At 47.3% G+C, this 17,439-nt stretch carries 16 protein-coding genes and 2 pseudogenes; 15 read left to right on the forward strand and 3 right to left on the reverse strand.

The window, feature by feature from the left end; all coding sequences use genetic code 11:
* Positions 1-379 precede the first annotated feature (379 nt).
* The 7 genes from MiSe_RS19575 (at position 380) to MiSe_RS19605 (ending at position 9,215) form a co-directional block, all read left to right on the forward strand.
* Positions 380-1,891, forward strand: coding sequence for a DUF445 domain-containing protein (locus MiSe_RS19575; protein ID WP_226583954.1), 1,512 nt, complete (start codon positions 380-382; stop codon positions 1,889-1,891).
* Between the two features lie 791 nt (positions 1,892-2,682).
* Entirely contained in the window at positions 2,683-3,144 is a 462-nt protein-coding gene (gene rimP / locus MiSe_RS19580; RefSeq protein ID WP_226583957.1) for a ribosome maturation factor RimP, read from the forward strand.
* 157 nt (positions 3,145-3,301) lie between these two features.
* Complete coding sequence (gene nusA / locus MiSe_RS19585) at positions 3,302-4,600, forward strand: transcription termination factor NusA (RefSeq protein ID WP_226583960.1); 1,299 nt, start codon at positions 3,302-3,304, stop codon at positions 4,598-4,600.
* The gene (locus MiSe_RS19590; RefSeq protein WP_226583963.1) at positions 4,590-4,871 is read left to right on the forward strand and encodes a YlxR family protein; all 282 of its coding nucleotides are present in this window, start codon (positions 4,590-4,592) and stop codon (positions 4,869-4,871) included. Before nusA ends, MiSe_RS19590 begins: the two co-directional genes overlap by 11 nt.
* A 332-nt stretch (positions 4,872-5,203) precedes the next feature.
* A complete protein-coding gene (gene infB, locus MiSe_RS19595; protein ID WP_226583966.1) occupies positions 5,204-8,260 on the forward strand; it encodes a translation initiation factor IF-2 in 3,057 nt (1,018 codons plus the stop codon).
* A 77-nt stretch (positions 8,261-8,337) separates the two neighbouring features.
* Positions 8,338-8,958, forward strand: coding sequence for a low-complexity tail membrane protein (locus tag MiSe_RS19600; protein WP_226583969.1), 621 nt, complete (start codon positions 8,338-8,340; stop codon positions 8,956-8,958).
* A 56-nt stretch (positions 8,959-9,014) separates the two neighbouring features.
* Positions 9,015-9,215 (forward strand): hypothetical protein, encoded by a 201-nt coding sequence (locus MiSe_RS19605; protein ID WP_226583972.1) that lies wholly within the window; start codon positions 9,015-9,017, stop codon positions 9,213-9,215.
* Between the two features lie 349 nt (positions 9,216-9,564).
* On the opposite strand, the pseudogene MiSe_RS53875 reads toward MiSe_RS19605, so the two are convergent.
* Positions 9,565-10,842 (reverse strand): annotated as a pseudogene (locus tag MiSe_RS53875) (RNA-guided endonuclease InsQ/TnpB family protein).
* Positions 10,843-10,891: 49 nt separating this feature from the next.
* On the opposite strand from MiSe_RS53875, the gene tnpA reads away from it, so the two are divergent.
* The gene (gene tnpA, locus MiSe_RS19615; protein ID WP_226583975.1) at positions 10,892-11,305 is read left to right on the forward strand and encodes an IS200/IS605 family transposase; all 414 of its coding nucleotides are present in this window, start codon (positions 10,892-10,894) and stop codon (positions 11,303-11,305) included.
* 39 nt (positions 11,306-11,344) lie between these two features.
* Here tnpA and MiSe_RS19620 read toward each other — a convergent pair whose 3' ends face one another.
* Positions 11,345-12,061 carry an alpha/beta hydrolase gene (locus tag MiSe_RS19620; RefSeq protein WP_226583978.1) on the reverse strand — a complete coding sequence of 239 codons (717 nt, stop codon included), beginning with the start codon at positions 12,059-12,061 and terminating at the stop codon, positions 11,345-11,347.
* A 93-nt stretch (positions 12,062-12,154) separates the two neighbouring features.
* Here MiSe_RS19620 and ybiA point away from each other — a divergent pair.
* From ybiA to nadB, 7 genes and pseudogenes are all read left to right on the forward strand, one after another.
* Positions 12,155-12,622 (forward strand): annotated as a pseudogene (gene ybiA, locus MiSe_RS53880) (riboflavin biosynthesis intermediates N-glycosidase).
* 8 nt (positions 12,623-12,630) lie between these two features.
* Positions 12,631-12,993 carry a flavodoxin family protein gene (locus MiSe_RS19630; protein ID WP_226583981.1) on the forward strand — a complete coding sequence of 121 codons (363 nt, stop codon included), beginning with the start codon at positions 12,631-12,633 and terminating at the stop codon, positions 12,991-12,993.
* 23 nt (positions 12,994-13,016) lie between these two features.
* On the forward strand, positions 13,017-13,229 hold the full coding sequence (locus MiSe_RS19635; protein WP_226583984.1) for a hypothetical protein: 213 nt from the start codon (positions 13,017-13,019) through the stop codon (positions 13,227-13,229).
* 55 nt (positions 13,230-13,284) lie between these two features.
* Positions 13,285-13,923 carry a competence/damage-inducible protein A gene (locus MiSe_RS19640; RefSeq protein WP_226583986.1) on the forward strand — a complete coding sequence of 213 codons (639 nt, stop codon included), beginning with the start codon at positions 13,285-13,287 and terminating at the stop codon, positions 13,921-13,923.
* Between the two features lie 457 nt (positions 13,924-14,380).
* Positions 14,381-14,632 carry a cysteine hydrolase family protein gene (locus tag MiSe_RS19645; protein ID WP_226584060.1) on the forward strand — a complete coding sequence of 84 codons (252 nt, stop codon included), beginning with the start codon at positions 14,381-14,383 and terminating at the stop codon, positions 14,630-14,632.
* A gap of 80 nt (positions 14,633-14,712) precedes the next feature.
* Entirely contained in the window at positions 14,713-15,192 is a 480-nt protein-coding gene (locus tag MiSe_RS19650) for an isochorismatase family protein (protein WP_226583988.1), read from the forward strand.
* Positions 15,193-15,201: 9 nt separating this feature from the next.
* The gene (gene nadB, locus MiSe_RS19655; protein WP_226583990.1) at positions 15,202-16,881 is read left to right on the forward strand and encodes an L-aspartate oxidase; all 1,680 of its coding nucleotides are present in this window, start codon (positions 15,202-15,204) and stop codon (positions 16,879-16,881) included.
* A 175-nt stretch (positions 16,882-17,056) separates the two neighbouring features.
* Here nadB and MiSe_RS19660 read toward each other — a convergent pair whose 3' ends face one another.
* On the reverse strand, positions 17,057-17,380 hold the full coding sequence (locus MiSe_RS19660; RefSeq protein ID WP_226583992.1) for an O-antigen ligase family protein: 324 nt from the start codon (positions 17,378-17,380) through the stop codon (positions 17,057-17,059).
* Positions 17,381-17,439 lie beyond the last annotated feature (59 nt).

The following is a 17,439-nucleotide window of genomic DNA, read 5'->3' on the forward strand; positions in this document are numbered from 1 at the left end:
CAACAACCAAGGGCATCCATAGACTTTGCCCCTAACTCGAAGGTTTTAGGACGCCCTGCCCCAAAAACCAAGGGCATCAATAGACTTTGCCTTTAACTCGAAGGTTTTAGGACGCCGTGCCCCAAAATAGGCGTTTTCCATCCCGTCAACGATCCTGGTAGGGAACATCAATAGACTTTGCCCCTAACTCGAAGGTTGGAGAACGCCGTGCCCCAAAAACCAACTGCATCGCACCCAATGGAAAACCGCTCTAAACAGGGGTTGGGGGGGTGAGCTTTTTTAAACCAAGATTACATCACCGATGCAGCTGCGGAAGATCCTCAACATATCTTGTAGTCTGTATTTGGCGCACTTTCAGAAAAAAATTCCCCACTCAATCATGTCATCGCTACAAAAACTAGCCAGAAGAAATTCCCTGGCGCGTCGGAACCTGTGGTTTGAAAGATTGATGGCGATCGCAGCCACCGCTAACTTAGGTTTGCTACTATTTGACCTAAGTTACATACCACTGCGCGACTTCTGGCTACACCGCACCCTACAGGTTTTGGACTTAAAAATACAAATTCCCCTGCCTCCCATTACAAAATGGTACGATCCGCTCAAAGGCATCGAACCTTATCGAGAAACACAAGCATATCTTAAAACAGTAGATCGGTTACAAGCACAGTTGAAAGCACCCAATGCCTTGCAGTCGCCCCAGGTAGAACAAACGCTGCAAGAACTGCGTCGCCAAAGCAGCGAAATGATCGATACAAATCCGTTTCAGATAGCGAACAAAAGCGGCATCCTGGAAAAAATTAAAAATCGGATGCGCGATCGCCTCGACCGAGAATCCGCCCGCCAGTCTTTCAGAATATTTTGGACTCAAGATCATTTCTCGAAGTTTGGGACGCAACAGGAACTCGAATTTTTTAACAACCAAATCCGTCCTTTAATCGAAACTAACTATTTTCGTCAGCTCGGGGAAAACAGCGAATTTGTTGACCTCTTCTTTTGGAGAATCGACCAGTGGTTTGCCCTCTTGTTTGGCTTAGAATTTTTAGCGCGTACCTTATATATCAGCCGCCGCTATACAGGCGTCAAATGGACAGATGCCATGCTGTGGCGCTGGTATGACCTATTCTTAATCTTACCGATTTACTGGGTACAACCCTGGATGGGATTGCTGCGAGTTATCCCGGTAATGATACGCCTTGACGACGCAAAATTAATCAACCTGGAACGGATACGCGATCAAATCAACCGGGGGGTAGTTGCCAATTTCGCCGAAGAAATCACCGAAGTTGTAGTTGTTCAAGTAATAGACCAAATGCAGGGGTCAATTAAACGGGGTGAAATATCCCGGTGGTTGACGCAATCGGAAAATCGGCCTTACATCGATCTCAACAATACTAACGAAGTCGAAGCGATCGCCGACATCCTCACCAAACTCGTCGTCTACCGCATAGTCCCCAAAATCCAGCCCGATATCGAAGCCATCCTGCGCCACAATATCGAAAGCATCCTCAGCAACTTGCCCGCTTACCGCAGTTTACAAGGTATACCGGGTTTAGGCAGCGTCCCGACGCAGCTAACCGATAAATTAGTTACGGAGATATCCCAAGCACTTTACGAAGCTCTCAAAGGGGGCGTAGAAGACCCAGTGAGTGCTAAACTAACCGCGCAACTGGTACAACACTTAGGGGAAGCGATCGCATCGGAAGCCAAAAACCAACATACCCTAGACCGACTGCAAAGCCTGCTTGTAGACATGCTCGAAGAAATTAAAATTAATTACGTCGAGCGCTTATCTCAAGAAGACGTAGAAGCAGTCCTAGAACAGACTCTCAAACTGCGTCAGAGCGCCCATGCCGACGAAGAAAAGCGAATTACCCCTTCAAAACTCGTTTGAGTCGCGCTCGCGCCTGCTGCCCTTTTGGGTGGCAATCCGAACAGCGTCCCCTGGTCAAAACCGATCTGGCCTATCGTGGGTAGGTTAGGATAGACAAAGCGGTGGTAGCCTTTGCTTTTTAACCCGCAGCGCAAACCCGACGCGGCGAATTTATTCGCCGTCAATGCCTGCTAAAATAGGATAGTTAGGTTGGGATCGCCAAAAAATTGGGTCTAAAGCCTCGTCCTTCTAGGACGACTTTATCCACAACTTCTGCTATAATTTAGTTGGTTTCAGGTAGGATATCCGCCAAAACTTGCCCGAAAAATATGGCGCAAACAGTGCCACAAGACAGGTGGGAAAATAGATTTGACCACGAGCAACGATAACTCGTTAAACAGTGCAGTAAGTCAAGATCCAGACTGAACGATCTGAGAAAAAACAATTTGGAGTAATCCAGATAGCGTAGGGCATACGCAAATCTCTTCGGAAATGGAGAAAAGGCTCAGAGATCCAACCATAAGTGGGAGTCTAGATAGCAAGTGATATTCTAGTGTTCTCGGTTGGGACATAATCGTGTAAGACCTAAGTAGGAGCAAATCGAACGGGCAGCGATTAGCTTGGGAACCTAAATGTTTGAGGTGAGGAATATCCTCACTTCAGGCAGGAGAGGATGTCAAAGGTATGGTGGTAGGTACTTCACAATCCCCAATCGTTTAGGTGGGGGAGTGTCAAGTTTCTGGGAAAGGAAGTGGGTGTAGCCCACTTTTTTTATTGCAGTTGTTTCGTAAATTAAACATTGTAACAGGACAATGGCTCATCCTCTGATACCACAAATTATTGACTTGGCAACCGCCGTTGCCGAAGGTTTAGGATTGGAGGTGGTAGGAGCTGTATTTCAGACAAATCAATCACCGCCAGTCCTGCGCGTGGACATCCGCAACCCCGAACAAGATACGAGTTTGGATGACTGCGAGCGGATGAGTCGAGCCTTAGAAGCCGCGCTCGATGCCACAGATATTATCCCCGATGCGTATATCCTGGAGATCTCAAGTCCGGGAATTTCGCGCCACCTGAGTTCAGACCGAGAGTTTATATCTTTCAAAGGATTTCCCGTTCTGATCGAGACGACTGAACCCTACGAAGGTAAAAAATCCTGGCAAGGGAAACTGCTAAAACGGGACGAAGAAGCGGTTTATATCAATCAAAAAGGTCGATCGATCGCGATTCCCCGCTCCTTGATTACCAGGGTGCAACTAGAAGAACAAAGCTAACAGTCAGCCGTCAGGGGATAGGGACTGTTGGCAATTGTGCCAATCGAGGCAGAGCAGCTAAATCCGGTGGTTGTATTTACTATTGCCAACAGCCGCGAAACAACTACTCAAAACTGAAAACTGACAACTGAGTAATAACAAAAGGAGGTTTGTGCCTATGACAATGGTTAGTTTACCAGGACTTAAAGACCTGATCGACAGCATCAGTCGCGAACGAAATTTACCCAGACATGCCGTCCAAGCAGCGTTGCGAGAAGCTCTCTTAAAAGGATACGAACGCTACCGGCGCACCCAAAACCTAGAAAAGCGCCATTATGACGACAACTACTTCGATAATTTAGAAGTCGAACTAAATGTAGACGAAGAAGGCTTTCGCATCCTCGCCACCAAAACCATCGTCGAAAAAGTCAGCAACACCGACCAGGAAATTGGCCTCGACGAAGTTCAATTAGTCGCCGCTGAAGCCCAAGTAGGCGATACGGTTGTCTTAGACATTACACCCGACCAAGGGGAATTTGGTCGCATGGCGGCGATTCAAACCAAACAGGTACTGTCGCAAAAACTGCGCGACCAGCAGCGCAAAATGATTCAAGAAGAATTCCAAGATCTGGAAGGAAGCGTCTTGGAAGCTCGGGTGCTGCGGTTTGAGCGGCAATCCGTCATCATGGCTGTTACCAGCGGCTTGAATCAGCCAGAAGTTGAAGCTGAATTACCCAAGCGCGAACAATTACCCAACGATAACTATCGCGCCAATGCCAAGTTTAAGATTTATCTGAAAAAAGTGCGCGAAGGCCCGCAGCGGGGACCCCAACTGCTCGTTTCCAGAGGCGCCGCCGGATTAGTCGTCGAACTGTTCAGCAACGAAGTCCCAGAAATTGAAGATGAAGTCGTGCGGATAGTCGCCGTAGCGCGGGAAGCCAACCCACCCTCCCGTTATTTGGGGCCGCGGACTAAAATCGCCGTAGACACCCTGGAACGCGATGTGGATCCGGTGGGTGCTTGTATCGGAGCGCGGGGTTCCCGCATTCAAGTCGTAGTCAACGAATTGCGGGGAGAAAAAATCGACGTAATTCGGTGGTCCCCCGATCCAGCTACCTACATTGCCAACGCCCTCAGTCCTGCTAGAGTCGAACAGGTACGTTTGGTCAATCCAGAAGGCCGTCAAGCCCACGTTTTAGTCACAGAAGACCAGCTCAGCTTGGCAATTGGGAAAGAAGGACAAAACGTCCGCCTCGCCGCCCGCCTGACGGGGTGGAAAATAGACATCAAAGATGCAGCCAAGTACGACGCCGCCGCCGAAGAGCAAAAAATAGCCGCCGAAATAGCCAGTCAGGTTGCCCAAAAAGGCGCTACCGATGCAGAAGACTTCGATTCAGACAGAGTGTCAACCTCCTCTCTTGCCGATTGGGAGCGAGAAGACTCTGCAGATCTGAGTGAAGAATCTGATGAAACCTAACTTCCGGCGTTGTGTGAGTTGCCGCCAAGTAGCACCCAAAGAAGATTTTTGGCGCTTGGTCAGAGCTTACCCATCTGGGCAGGTACTATTAGATCAAGGCATGGGACGTTCGGCGTACCTTTGTCGAGACTCACGTTGCCTGTTGGCAGCACAAAAAAAAGATCGACTGGGACGGGCGCTCAAAGCCCCTGTACCCCCAGAAATCTACCAGAAGCTATGGCAACGCTTATCCACCCAGCCAGATGGAGCCAATCCAACCCCATCCACCTGAAGCGATTGAGGAGGAAATAGAAACTGGATTTGGGGTCAGCACCCCATCCAGGCGGGTCAGTGCCACAATAGTAAATAGGTAAAGTGCGATCGTCCGCAGTTGCTTAAAAGTTGGTGCGACATCATAATAACAGCAGCCAAAACCTTGTCTCAACTGACCCGCTTGCTCAAAAGGTGAGCTTCATTAGCAAGGCGGCTAAAACTTTTGTTGTAGTATCCGTTGCACCAAGCAATCTCAACTCCCACAAAGGAGGCAGCATGAGGATGATGTAGATCCAGTTAAAACAGCAGGTCATGGAGCGACCACTGGTAGGACACAAGGGGTAAGCGTGGATGAACAACGGCAAAGTCAGAATTTACGAGTTATCACGGGAATTGAATTTGGAAAATAAAGATATCCTTGCTATTTGCGACCAGCTGCGAATTCCAGTCAAAAGTCATAGCAGCACAATTGGGGAAGCTGATGTCGAACGCATTCGAGCAGCCGCAGAAAAATATACACCCGAACCGGCTGCTTCGGGCAAGTCAGTATCAGCTAACGTGAAACCAAGCTCTCCAGCGATCGCGTCCGGCCCTCGGCCTGTAGCACCTAAAAAACAGCAGCAAATTTTGGAAATAAGACAACACCAAACACCTATCAGCGCAAGCCCGAAACCGTCGGGGGCAACTGTTGCCGTCCCCCCCAGACCACCAGTAGAAACGAAACCAGTTGAGTCTGTACAGCTTGTTTCCTCGCAGATGAAGCCAACTGCACCCAAGCGACCCGTTCGCCCCGAATCGAACAACCCTGTTCGACCAGTCCAACCCCCAACCCCAGCCGCAGAAAAAACTGAAGCTCCCAAGGTTGAAAAACCTGAAAAACCCGAGAAGCCTGAAAAACCACAGGCTGTCGTCCCTCCATCCCCACCGGCTAGGCCAGAAAAACCAAAACTCGTCGAACCACCGTCGAAACCAGCAGCCACGGCACCCAATCGACCTAACAAGCAAAGCTCTTCTACCGATCCAGCCGTTTTACTCAAAAAGCCCAGCAAACCAGTAACAACACCCCAAAAGCCAGGGGAAAAATCAGCAACCGTCGGCAGTGAAAAACCGACTAGACCGAGTCCATCGGTACCGGAACTTCAGCGACCCAAACCAGCGGTTGTGCTGACACCACCCAAGGGCGGCGAGAGGCGAAAGGTAGGGAAAGTAGCAGAAGAAGCTTTACCCCCACCCGACGAATCAGAAACCCTGACTCCCCCTCCCATAACAGAACTGGAACTGAAGCGACCCACGGCGCTGCGTCCGCCTAAGAAAAACAAAAACTGGGAAGAAGAAGTTGAAGAAGAGTCGCCCAAGGCGGCTAAGGCGGCTAAGTCGAAACGCGGCGGGCGGTCGCAAACCATTCTCGATGAGGACGAGGATGTGCTTGATGAACTCGATCTCAACGTCCTGCCAGCAGGAGTTCAGGTCAGCCTTTCCATCGCTCGTCCACCCAAGCCAAAAGGACGGACTGCAACTGCTGCACCCGCAGCAACGGTGGCGTCTCCGGCAATGGCTAAAACTAAAAAGGCTGCGACCAGTCGCGAGCGCTCAAATCAATCTGGCTTTGGCAAGCGCGAAGAAGTCCCACCCAAACGTCCCGACAAGCTGGTGTTAACCGGAAGCATGACGGTTCAGGAACTAGCACAAGAACTAGCTATCCCAGATACCGAAATCATCAAGCGGCTGTTTATGAAGGGAATAGCCGTTAACCTGACTCAAAACCTGGATGTGCCAACGATTACAATGGTGGCGACGGAGATGGGCGTGCCAGTAGAAACGGCTCAAAAAGAAGCCGAAGCTACTAAAGGCACCGAAATGCTCGACGCGGAAGACCTGGAATACCTGCAGCACCGTCCACCCGTGGTCACGATTATGGGTCACGTAGACCACGGCAAAACCAGCTTGCTCGATGCTATCCGGGAAACCAAGGTGGCGGCAGGGGAAGCAGGTGGTATTACGCAGCACATCGGTGCGTACCACGTGGACGTGGAACACAATGGCGAAATGCAGCAAGTGGTGTTCCTGGATACGCCCGGTCACGAAGCCTTCACAGCCATGCGGGCGCGCGGGGCGCGAGTGACCGACATAGCCATTTTGGTGGTAGCAGCAGATGACGGCGTGCAACCCCAAACAGTTGAAGCCATCAGCCACGCCAAGGCAGCAGAAGTGCCGATTGTGGTGGCAATCAACAAAATCGATAAGCCGGACGCCCAACCAGAACGTGTCAAGCAAGAATTAACAGAATATAGCCTGGTACCGGAAGAATGGGGCGGCGACACGATTATGGTGCCCGTGAGTGCCATCACCAGGGAAAATCTGGATACACTGCTAGAAATGATTCTGTTGGTAGCCGAAATAGGAGAACTATCGGCTAACCCAGATCGTGCGGCTAAGGGAACGGTGATTGAAGCCAACCTCGATAAGTCGAGAGGCCCGGTTGCCACCCTGCTGGTACAAAACGGTACGCTCCACGTGGGCGATATCCTGGTCGCAGGCTCCACCTTTGGTAAGGTGCGGGCAATGATCGACGACCGGGGTAAGCGGGTGGAAGCCGCAACGCCGTCTTTCGCCGTGGAAGTGTTGGGACTTTCCGATGTACCCGCCGCAGGGGATGAGTTCGAGGTATTCGCTGATGCAGGGGAAGCCCGGGCTTTAGCCGAAGGGCGTGCGGAACAGCAGCGGCAAACTCGCTTGAGACGAGGCGTCAGCCTGACAACCCTGTCGGCTCAAGCTCAAGAAGGAGAACTCAAAGAACTCAACTTGGTGTTGAAAGCAGACGTGCAAGGCTCTCTGGAAGCAATTCTGGCAGCCCTGCAACAGTTACCGCAAAATCAGGTGCAAATCCGCGTACTGCTGGCTGCACCGGGTGAGATTACCCAAACCGACGTGGACTTGGCAGCAGCTAGTAACGCCGTGATCGTTGGGTTTAGCACGACCCTGGCGAGTGGGGCGCGGCAAGCCGCCGATCAGGCGGGTGTAGATGTACGCGAATACAACATCATCTACAAACTGCTGGAAGACATCCAAGGCGCAATGGAAGGCTTGCTCGAACCAGAACTGGTGGAAGAAGCCTTGGGGACTGCCGAAGTGCGTGCCGTCTTCCCCGTGGGACGCGGTGCGGTTGCGGGTTGCTACGTGCAATCCGGCAAGGTGGTTCGCAACAGCAAAGTGCGCGTGCGCCGTGGCGGTCAGGTAATCTACGAAGGCAACTTGGATTCGCTCAAGCGGATGAAAGATGATGCCAAAGAAGTCAACGCTGGATTTGAATGCGGTATCGGCATTGACAAATTCAACGATTGGATTGAAGGAGACATCATCGAATCGTTCAAGATGGTCACCAAGCGCCGGACACTTACACCTAATTAGGGAATTGCAGATTGCAGATTTTAGATTGCAGATTGAATCTGCAATCTAAAATCTAAAATCTAAAATCTAAAATCGCTATGCGCTCTTTTTGGTCTGAACCTTTTTTGTGGATTCACTTGGCTGGGATAGCGGTTTTACCGCTGTGCCTGGGAGTTTGCCTGTTGGGATTGGCAAGTGGTGAGCCGTTGCTGCCGGTGTGGATGGAGATTTTTTTAGTGGCAGCCGTGGGGATTGTTCCCGTGCTGTGGATGCAACTGATGCGTCCGTTTAACATTTTTAGCGTTTTAATATTCGCCCTCAAGCCAGAGCAATTGACAAGCCAGCAAACACAAATATTAAGTTTGTTTAAAAAAACTGGCAATAAAGTAATGGCTGTGATAGGAGCGATTTTGTTGGGTTGGGTTTTGTGGCAAATCTACAGTCTAGCCCCTAGCGTCCCAGCGCTGGCGCGATTTGCACCGGGATGGCGAGGTGCAGGGTTGTTGGTGGCAGCAATCGCATTTCTGTTGAGCAATCTATTCCTGCAAGTGCCGCTGAGCGTTTGTGGCGTTTTGGTAACAAGCGATTCAACATTTTCTCAGACAGAAGCTTATCCTGGAGAAAAGATCCATCAGGATTTTACAACTCCTGGCTTTCAGGTCAATAGTATTTGGCCTTTCACTTCCGTTGAGACTGCACCAAATTCGCAAGGAGAGTGAGTCGGCAATGGAAGATTCTGGTTCGACTTCCTCTAGTTAAATTTTCTGGGGTACTTATGGCAAATTATTCTGCTGCACCGGAAGCTCAATTAATGGATGATACCCAAATTTGGGATAGTTTGAAAATAGCGATCGCATCGAGTTCTGGTTTTCAGCGCTGGGAACTGGAACGCGGCGTCGATGAGACAGAAGATTGTAGCTTAGATTACCGGGTACGGCGATATTTGCGCGACACCCTGGAGACTTTGGCTTACTAAAAATTGCTTTGTTGTCAGCAATCATTTGACAATTGCCAGGTTTTCTGGTAAAGAATACTGACTGTTGATGCAATTGTTTAATTTCAGGACTTACCCACGACGAGAAAAGAAACCGGGTTTCTCGCCTCGGGTTTGTAAGTCGGATAAACGAGAAAAGAAACCGGGTTGCTCCACTGAGAAACCCGGTTTCTCGCCTGGCGTCCGTAAGTCCGATAAAATTTAAAATCACAAATTTAAATTTTCCCAGATGTCTTGAATTGCTTGCACGCTATCCCTTAAGCGTTGCAGTTGAAGATAGGCGTCTGCCAACCGCTTGGCGTCAACTTGTACCTCTGGAGAGGGATAATTTTCAATTACATGAACTACCCAACGTTGCTAACGCGCTCACGTTGGGTTTCTGTCGTCTCATAGAGGAAATTTGCTTCCAACCTCCCGTGTGCTGGGGACTAGAAGCAGGGATTTCCTCTCCACGACCCGTGTCCGCTAGTTCCTAACGCCCATGACAGCATTACTTTTGCAGCAGCTACATCTCTGTCATCGGTATAGCCGCACTCCGAGCAATTATGCACGCGGAGGGACAGGTCTTTTTTGCGTTGATGACCGCAATTCGGGCAAGTCTGGGAAGGCTTGACTTTCTTGGTTGGAACCTTGACCAAAAATCCACCAGCTTCTTGCAATTTGTACTCGATAGCCTTGGTGAGATTCCCAATTCCAACGTCCAACATTGAGCGATTAAGTCCCGTATGCATGCGCCTTCCTCTTACTACCCTTTTTCGCCTTGCGAGTCATCCCTTTGAGGTTGAGTTCCTCCGTCACGACCATGCTATTACTGCTAACTATTTGTGTCGCCACTTTGTGAGTCCAATCTTGTCTTTGGTTTGCGACCTGGCGCTGGAATTTTGATACCCGCTTGGTTGCCTTTTTCCACCGCTTTGACGCCTTGACTTTTTTCCTAAAATTAGGCGCTCTTTTTCGGCGTTTCCCCTTAGATGCTTCCTTGACTTTTTCCTGACTTTTGGCGAGAAACCTGGGATTTTCTATCAACGTTCCATCGCTCATGGCAACAGCGTGATAGGTGCCAAAATCTAGCCCAACTGCACCTACACCCGTTTCTCTAACTGGGACACACTCAACTGTAATTGATGCGTACCAGATCCCATTGCGATAAACAATCGTGCAAGTAGTGGGCGTTCCCCAAGTCCTTGCCTTGCCCCTCATCTGGATTAACAGCTTAAGGTCGGTGAGTTCTAAGTAGCCATTGTCACCTGTTGTATGAACCTGACAAGATTGATTGTCTGGATAACTCCATCCACTGTGCCGAATTGACTTGAATTTAGGCTTGCCCCTTAGTCCTTTAAAAAAGGATTGGTAAGCTAAGTCAACCCGTTTCAAAGTCGCCTGCAAGGTGTGCTTGCCCGAGTTGTTTATACTCAGGCCAAACTTGTTTGAAAGCAGGAAGTGAGTTTTGTTGTTCTAAGTATGAAACTGAGTGACCAAACTTTCGCAACAGAATTTTACGGTTGTAAATTGCTGCGTAAAGCAATTGATGCATTTTCCTTGCCCACAACAGCTTTTTAACCGCTGGTGGCTTGGGATAAAGTCGAAAAGTTACTCGCCTGACAACCACAAAACTCACCTCCTTTGATATACTTATCCTAGCAACCAGGTATAGGCTTTTGTCTTCCTCTGCCCGTAAAGGCTATCACTCTGTTTTTAGGATTCACCTGCAATTCGTGTTTGTTACCAAGTATAGGCGTAAGGTATTGACAGCTCAAGTCCTAGACCGCATGAGAGAAATTTTGGCTCATGTTTGCGTTAAGACCAAGTGTCAACTGATAGAGTTTAACGGTGAATCAGACCAGGTACACTTATTGATAAACTTACATCCGGATAACAATATCTCAGCTTTCACAGGCAGCCTGAAAAGCGCATCTAGTCGCATCATCAGAAATGAGTTTGAAGAACAGTTGAGCAAGTTTTATAAAAATCCTGTTTTGTGGTCTGGATCTTATTATGTTGCCTCTACAGGAGGTGCGCCCATCGAAAAAATTAAAGCCTATATCAAGTCTCAGGATTCTCCGCAAGAGTGATTGAATTTTTGAGGGGTATCGAAACCCTCAAAAATTCCGCTATCCTTCCCCACCTTGTAAGAAGGTGGGGACAGTCGCGATCAGTTCTATCAGCGATATCTGTCCGTCTCTGGTAGCAGAAAGCACTAAGGCGGAGCGCAATGCTTGTCGGTTTGCTCGATTCGAGCTAGTGCTAACAACTTGACTAATTTGATCGAGTATAAGATCGCCTGCGGGACTGTTTAGCACCCGATCTAATAAGATGGGATTGACATTGACGGGTTGGGTAAGAGTGCGGCGGATATCTTGAGGATTTTGCTGTAAGCGGTTTAAAGAAGTTTCTAGCGAATCAGACACTTTGCCAGTTTCGGCTAAGGTCGATAATTCCCTCACAGAAATCGAGTTTTGTAAGAAGCCGTATTTTAGCACAATCCGGTCGGCAGCGCCAGCATCAGTGCCGTTGAGGCAAACAGCCACAGTTGAGGCGAAAAATAAGGCACGACGTAGGAAAAAGAGTAGCGATCGCATGATAATTTCACAACTATAATAATTCCGACGCTCGCCCCAGTCATATAATTGCCTATTGGGACAGCGCTGTGATATTTTGTTATACCGATACCCTTTTGATTCTTCACCCGCCCAAAGACTGAGTACCCACCAAGCAATATGGCTAAACTGGGCGCATTCAAACCAAGTCAGAGTGAAGACAATATCAGCGACTACTAAAGCTTCCATGCCGCGTAATGATGAATAAGCCTTGATCCATGTAACAGTCACCGCTGCCAATCCCTGACTACCTGGTAAGGTAGATTTTTATAGTCTCACTACTTGTTTTTTTTCACAAGCAACGTACATTGATTAGAGAAAATCATGACTATTTATTTTTTTACTGATAACGAAAAACCATAGGGTTGTTTCTGCAACTTTTCCTCACACGGTTTTGAAATAGACAGACTCTGGTGGTCTACAGCAGAGCATTATTATCAAGCCCAGAAATTTGCTGGCAGTGCCCATGCCGAAACAATTAGATTGGCAAAAACTCCCGAAGAAGCAGCTAAACTAGGTCACGCTTATTTGTACCGTAGCGACTGGAAACAAATCAAATATGATGTGATGCGCCTCGCGGTACTCTGCAAGTTTCAGACTCATGCAGATCTTCGCAAAATTCTGCTAAATACGGGGTAAAAAATCATTATTCAAAAAGATATTGGAGACTACTATTGGGGCTATGGTAAAGATGGCAGTGGCAAGAATTATCTGGGAAAAATTTTAAGTAAAGTTAGAGAAAATTTGCGGAGCGAAAGTTATAAGGAAATGCTTTCAAGACAATATGAGTAAGGTAATTTATGTCTAAATTAGCGATTGTATATTTTTCAGGTTCTGGTAAGACACACTTGATGGCTGAAGCCATAGCTGAAGGAGCTAGTCAAGTGGTAGGAGTGAAGGTTGAGTTGTTGCGAATTGTGGAAGAGCAGATTGTGAATGGAGTGTGGCAAGATGCAGAAATCATAGAAAAGCTTAACCACGCTGATGCAATTGTGTTTGGCTCGCCAACTTATATGGGAGGTGTGTCCGGTCAGTTTAAACTCTTTATTGATGCTGCTAGTGAAGTCTGGTTTAGGCAAGGATGGAAAGACAAAATTGCTGCTGGTTTTATCCATTCCCCAGTTCTGCTAGTGGTGACAAACAAAGCACACTACTTTACCTAGCAATTAATGCGGATCAACATGGTATGATTTGGGTCAACGTTGGAGATTTACCAAGCCATTTTTTGGAAAAAGATGATGGGGTGAATCGTCTGGGGTCGTTTTTAGGAGTGATGGGTCAAGGTACAGGTATCAGTGGAAGCGAAGGCGAACTCAATCTCGCTCCAGGCGATCGACTAACAGCTTTCCGATTAGGACAGCGCATGGCAGAGTCTGCCGAACGTTGGCGAAAAGTTTAAGTACAAGGCGATAAATAAAAATACAGTATTTCAGCCGCATTAAAAGAGAGAAAGTATGGTAAGAGTAGAAATATTGGCAATAGGAAACGAACTTTTAATTGGAGATGTACTTGATACTAATACCCACTGGATTATCAAACAGATCGTTGGTCTGGGTGGAAAAATCAACCGTTCTGTAATCCTCCGGGATAATTTAGATGCAATTGCTACAGAAATCCAATCGGCATTGCAAAGGAAAACTGAGGTGATTTTTACCATAGGAGGAATGGGACCAACAGTTGATGACATGACTATTGAAGCTATAGCCAGAGCAATAAATCAACCTTTAAAAGCTGATGCACAAGCAATAGCTTTTGTCAAGCATAAATATCAAGAATTTGCTAAAAAAGGATATGTTGACGATCCAAGAATGACACCAGCCCGAGAAAAAATGGGTCTTTTACCTATGGGTTCAATTCCGATATACAACCCTGTTGGAGCAGCTCCGGCAGTCATATCAAAAGTAAAAGAAAGCACGCTCGTTAGCTTACCTGGCGTACCTAGAGAACTTAAAGGAATCTTTGAAGAGTCTTTGCTACCTATTCTTGATGAAAAATTTGGTCATAAATGTTTTTTGGATAAAGTTGCAGTTGTCGATAGTAAAGATGAATCTATTATTGCTCCTATTTTAAATAATGTGTCTAAAAAAAATTAGATATTAATTTTATATAATAAAAATCGATATAGATGCAAAAATAAAGGTGACTATTTCTGAATGTGGTAGTTTCAAAGAAGAAGTAGGTAGGGTAATTAATCAAGCAATACAAGACCTTAGAGAAGAGTTAGGTAATGCCGGAATTTTACTAGACCAGATAGAATAGGTAACTTACCGCTTTCTCAGTTTTGACTAGATAACCAGGATATCTTGATGCCGAAAACTTTAACTATACTAACGCAAGTTGCTAGTTATAAACTTTGGCGTTGCTAATTGCTAATTGCTAATTGCTAATCTTGGATTTTTACCAATCGATCCATTAGCCATTAGCCATTAGCCGCTCCCAGAGAGATAACTAGCAACTTGAGTTATACTAGATTCGACCTTAGCAGCCATTGAAGCTGCCTTACCGATTGACCCTCAACCTTACACCATAGGAGATCGCCCTACAGGTTTAATTGTTGTCGATGTCGTTAACGGGTTTTGTACCGTTGGTTATGGCTGTGCAGCACCAACTGAACCCAAGGAACAAATAGAGACGATGGTTACAGAAAGTAACCGTTTAGCCAAAACGTTTACTAATAGAGGTTTACCAGTATTAGCATTTTTAGATACCCACGAACCAGGCAAACCCGAACGGGAGCATGTCAGTTTTGCAAATCTACGCCAACACCCTGAAGGGTGCGGCTATACAAACGAAGCCCGCTAAAGCGGGCTAAAGCTTTTAAAGCCTGCTTTGGCAGGCTTTGTTTGTGTAGCGACACCATGCGCGGGTGTCGGCTACTCTCGTTGACATGCTCCCAACCAGAACCCCCCTATCCCACTCATTGCGAGAAGGGATCTGGAGAAGAAAAGTTAGTTCCTCAACTGGAATGGTTAGAAGATAACCCTCACACCACCTTGATTGAAAAAGACTGTATCAATGGTTTTATCGGTGCGAGCGCAAAAGACACAGGAAATAATACCTTACTAGAATGGGTCAACCAAAATAAACTAGAAGCCTTAGTAGTAGTAGGAATCTGCACCGATATCTGCGTGATGGATTTCGTTGTCACGATGTTATCCGCCAGAAATCACAACCTTACACCCACTCTCAAAGATATCGCCGTTTATACTAAAGGTTGCGCTACCTACGACATGAGCCCAGAAATGGTAACTCAATTGGTTCTACCAAAAACAGCTATTCATTCCCAAGATATAGCCCATCATGTCGGTTTATACACCATGGCGGAACGAGGTGCGCTCATTTCTTCTGAAATATTGTTTTAGGGCTTAGTAATGGTATCCCCAAAAATTCTCTCCCAGTTCGACATTCTGGTAGTAGGTAGTGGTGCAGCTGGACTCTATGCGGCTCTATGCTTACCTACTCACTTACAAGTCGGCTTAATTACCAAAGATGCCCTCAAAACTGGGTCGAGTAGCTGGGCGCAAGGAGGGATTGCGGCTGCCATTGACCCCTCAGACACACCAGAGTTACATTTTGAGGATACCATCAAGGCTGGTGCAGGTCTTTGCGAACCAGAAGCGGTAAAGTTTTTAGTCGAGAATGCTCCTGCTGCGATTAAATCGCTCTTAGAAATGGGAGTAGCCTTTGATCGCCAAGGGGAAAAGCTAGCCATGACTCTAGAGGCAGCTCACTCCCGTCCCCGTGTCCTCCATTCTGCCGATACCACAGGGCGAGCGATCGTCGATACTCTGATTGAACAAGTCTTGCAGCGTCCTAATATCCAAGTAATTTCTCCAGCATTTGCTTTGAGTTTGTGGATTAATGACTCAACTGGTCATTGTCAGGGGATTAGTGTACTTTGCCAAGGGCAAATTAGGTGGATCAAAGCATCTGCAGTCATCTTAGCAACTGGTGGTGGCGGTCAAGTATTTTCCCAAACCACTAATCCGCTGGTAAGTACCGGAGACGGAGTCGCACTAGCTTGGCGTGCGGGAGCTATAGTACGGGATTTAGAGTTTTTCCAATTTCATCCTACCGCTTTAACCAAACCGGGGGCACCCCGTTTTCTGATTAGTGAAGCAGTCAGAGGAGAAGGGGCGCATTTAGTAGATTCCCAAGGGCAGCGCTTTGCCTTTAATTATCATTCTGATGGGGAACTAGCACCAAGAGATGTAGTCAGTCGGGCAATTTTTAGTCACTTACAGCAAACAGTACCAGAGCCATATTGTGTCTACTTAGACTTGCACCCCATCCCCACTGAGCAAATTCGCCACCGTTTCCCCAATATCATCCAAGTTTGTCAACAGTGGGGGATTGATGCGTTTAAAGAACCCATTCCAGTCGCTCCTGCTGCTCATTACTGGATGGGAGGAATCGTTACCGATGTACATAGTGAAACTTCAATTGAGGGACTATATGCCATTGGTGAAACAGCGAGTACAGGGGTTCACGGTGCCAATCGTTTAGCTAGCAACTCTCTATTGGAATGCCTAGTTTTTGCTGCTGAACTGTCTCGGTTGGAAATTGAACCTAATTTGACCCCTGAAGCGTCTCCCTCTGCAATTACCGAGCAACGAGACTGGGAAGGAGAAATGGAGTGGATTACCTCAGTGCGGCAAAATTTGCCCCAACTAATGTGGCAAAGTGCCGGAATTTGTCGCTCCCAAGCAGCATTGGAGGCTGCAATCGTGCAAATTAGTGCTTGGCGTTGTGAATTAGCAGCAAAAGAAGTAACTCAATACCTGCTCAACCTGACACCTAACCTAACGGTGCAATTAACCTCAGCCAATGCTCAACAGCAACTCCGGACTTGTGCCGAAACCCTCAATTTGCTCGATATTGCCTACTTAATCCTCAAAAGTGCTGCTTGGCGCACCGAAAGCCGAGGTGGACATTACCGCAGCGATTATCCCCAAACCTCACCCAATTGGCAAGTGCATACCTTAGTGCAGGGAGAAAGTTGGTCTAAATCACCAATCATTCAACTTGCTCAGATGAGTTCAATTACATAACGCAAGTTGCTAGTTATAAACAAGGGCGTTGCTAATTGCTAATTGCTAATTGCTAATCTAGGATTTTTACTGACATTAGCCATTAGCCATTAGCCATTAGCCGCTCCCAGAGAGATAACTAGCAACTTGAGTTATTACTAACCCGAATCAACGCGGCACCCGGGTTTGGATTGAATCAACCCCGACGAAAGCCCCAGTCATATTGTTGCCTATTGGGACAGCGCTGTGATATTTTGTTATACCGATCCGCAAGTGATTCTTCACCCCCCGAAAGACTGAGTACCCACCAAGCGATATGGCTAAACTGGGCGCATTCAAACCAAGTCAAAGTGAAGACAATATAAGCGACTACTAAAGCTTCAATGCCGCGTAATGGTGATAATTGAATAAGTCTAAAACAAAATACTAGCAGTGCAGCGTAACACAACATGCCCAAAATGCCTATCGATAAAGTTGTGTCCAAAATCAGATTGTGCGCTTTGTAGGTAGGTATTGACATTGTACGTAGCTGTCCGTTTTTACCTTCAACCGCCAGAATGCCCCCACTATAACAGTGAG

The organism is Microseira wollei NIES-4236 (assembly GCF_020521235.1).
Lineage (GTDB): Bacteria > Cyanobacteriota > Cyanobacteriia > Cyanobacteriales > Aerosakkonemataceae > Microseira > Microseira wollei.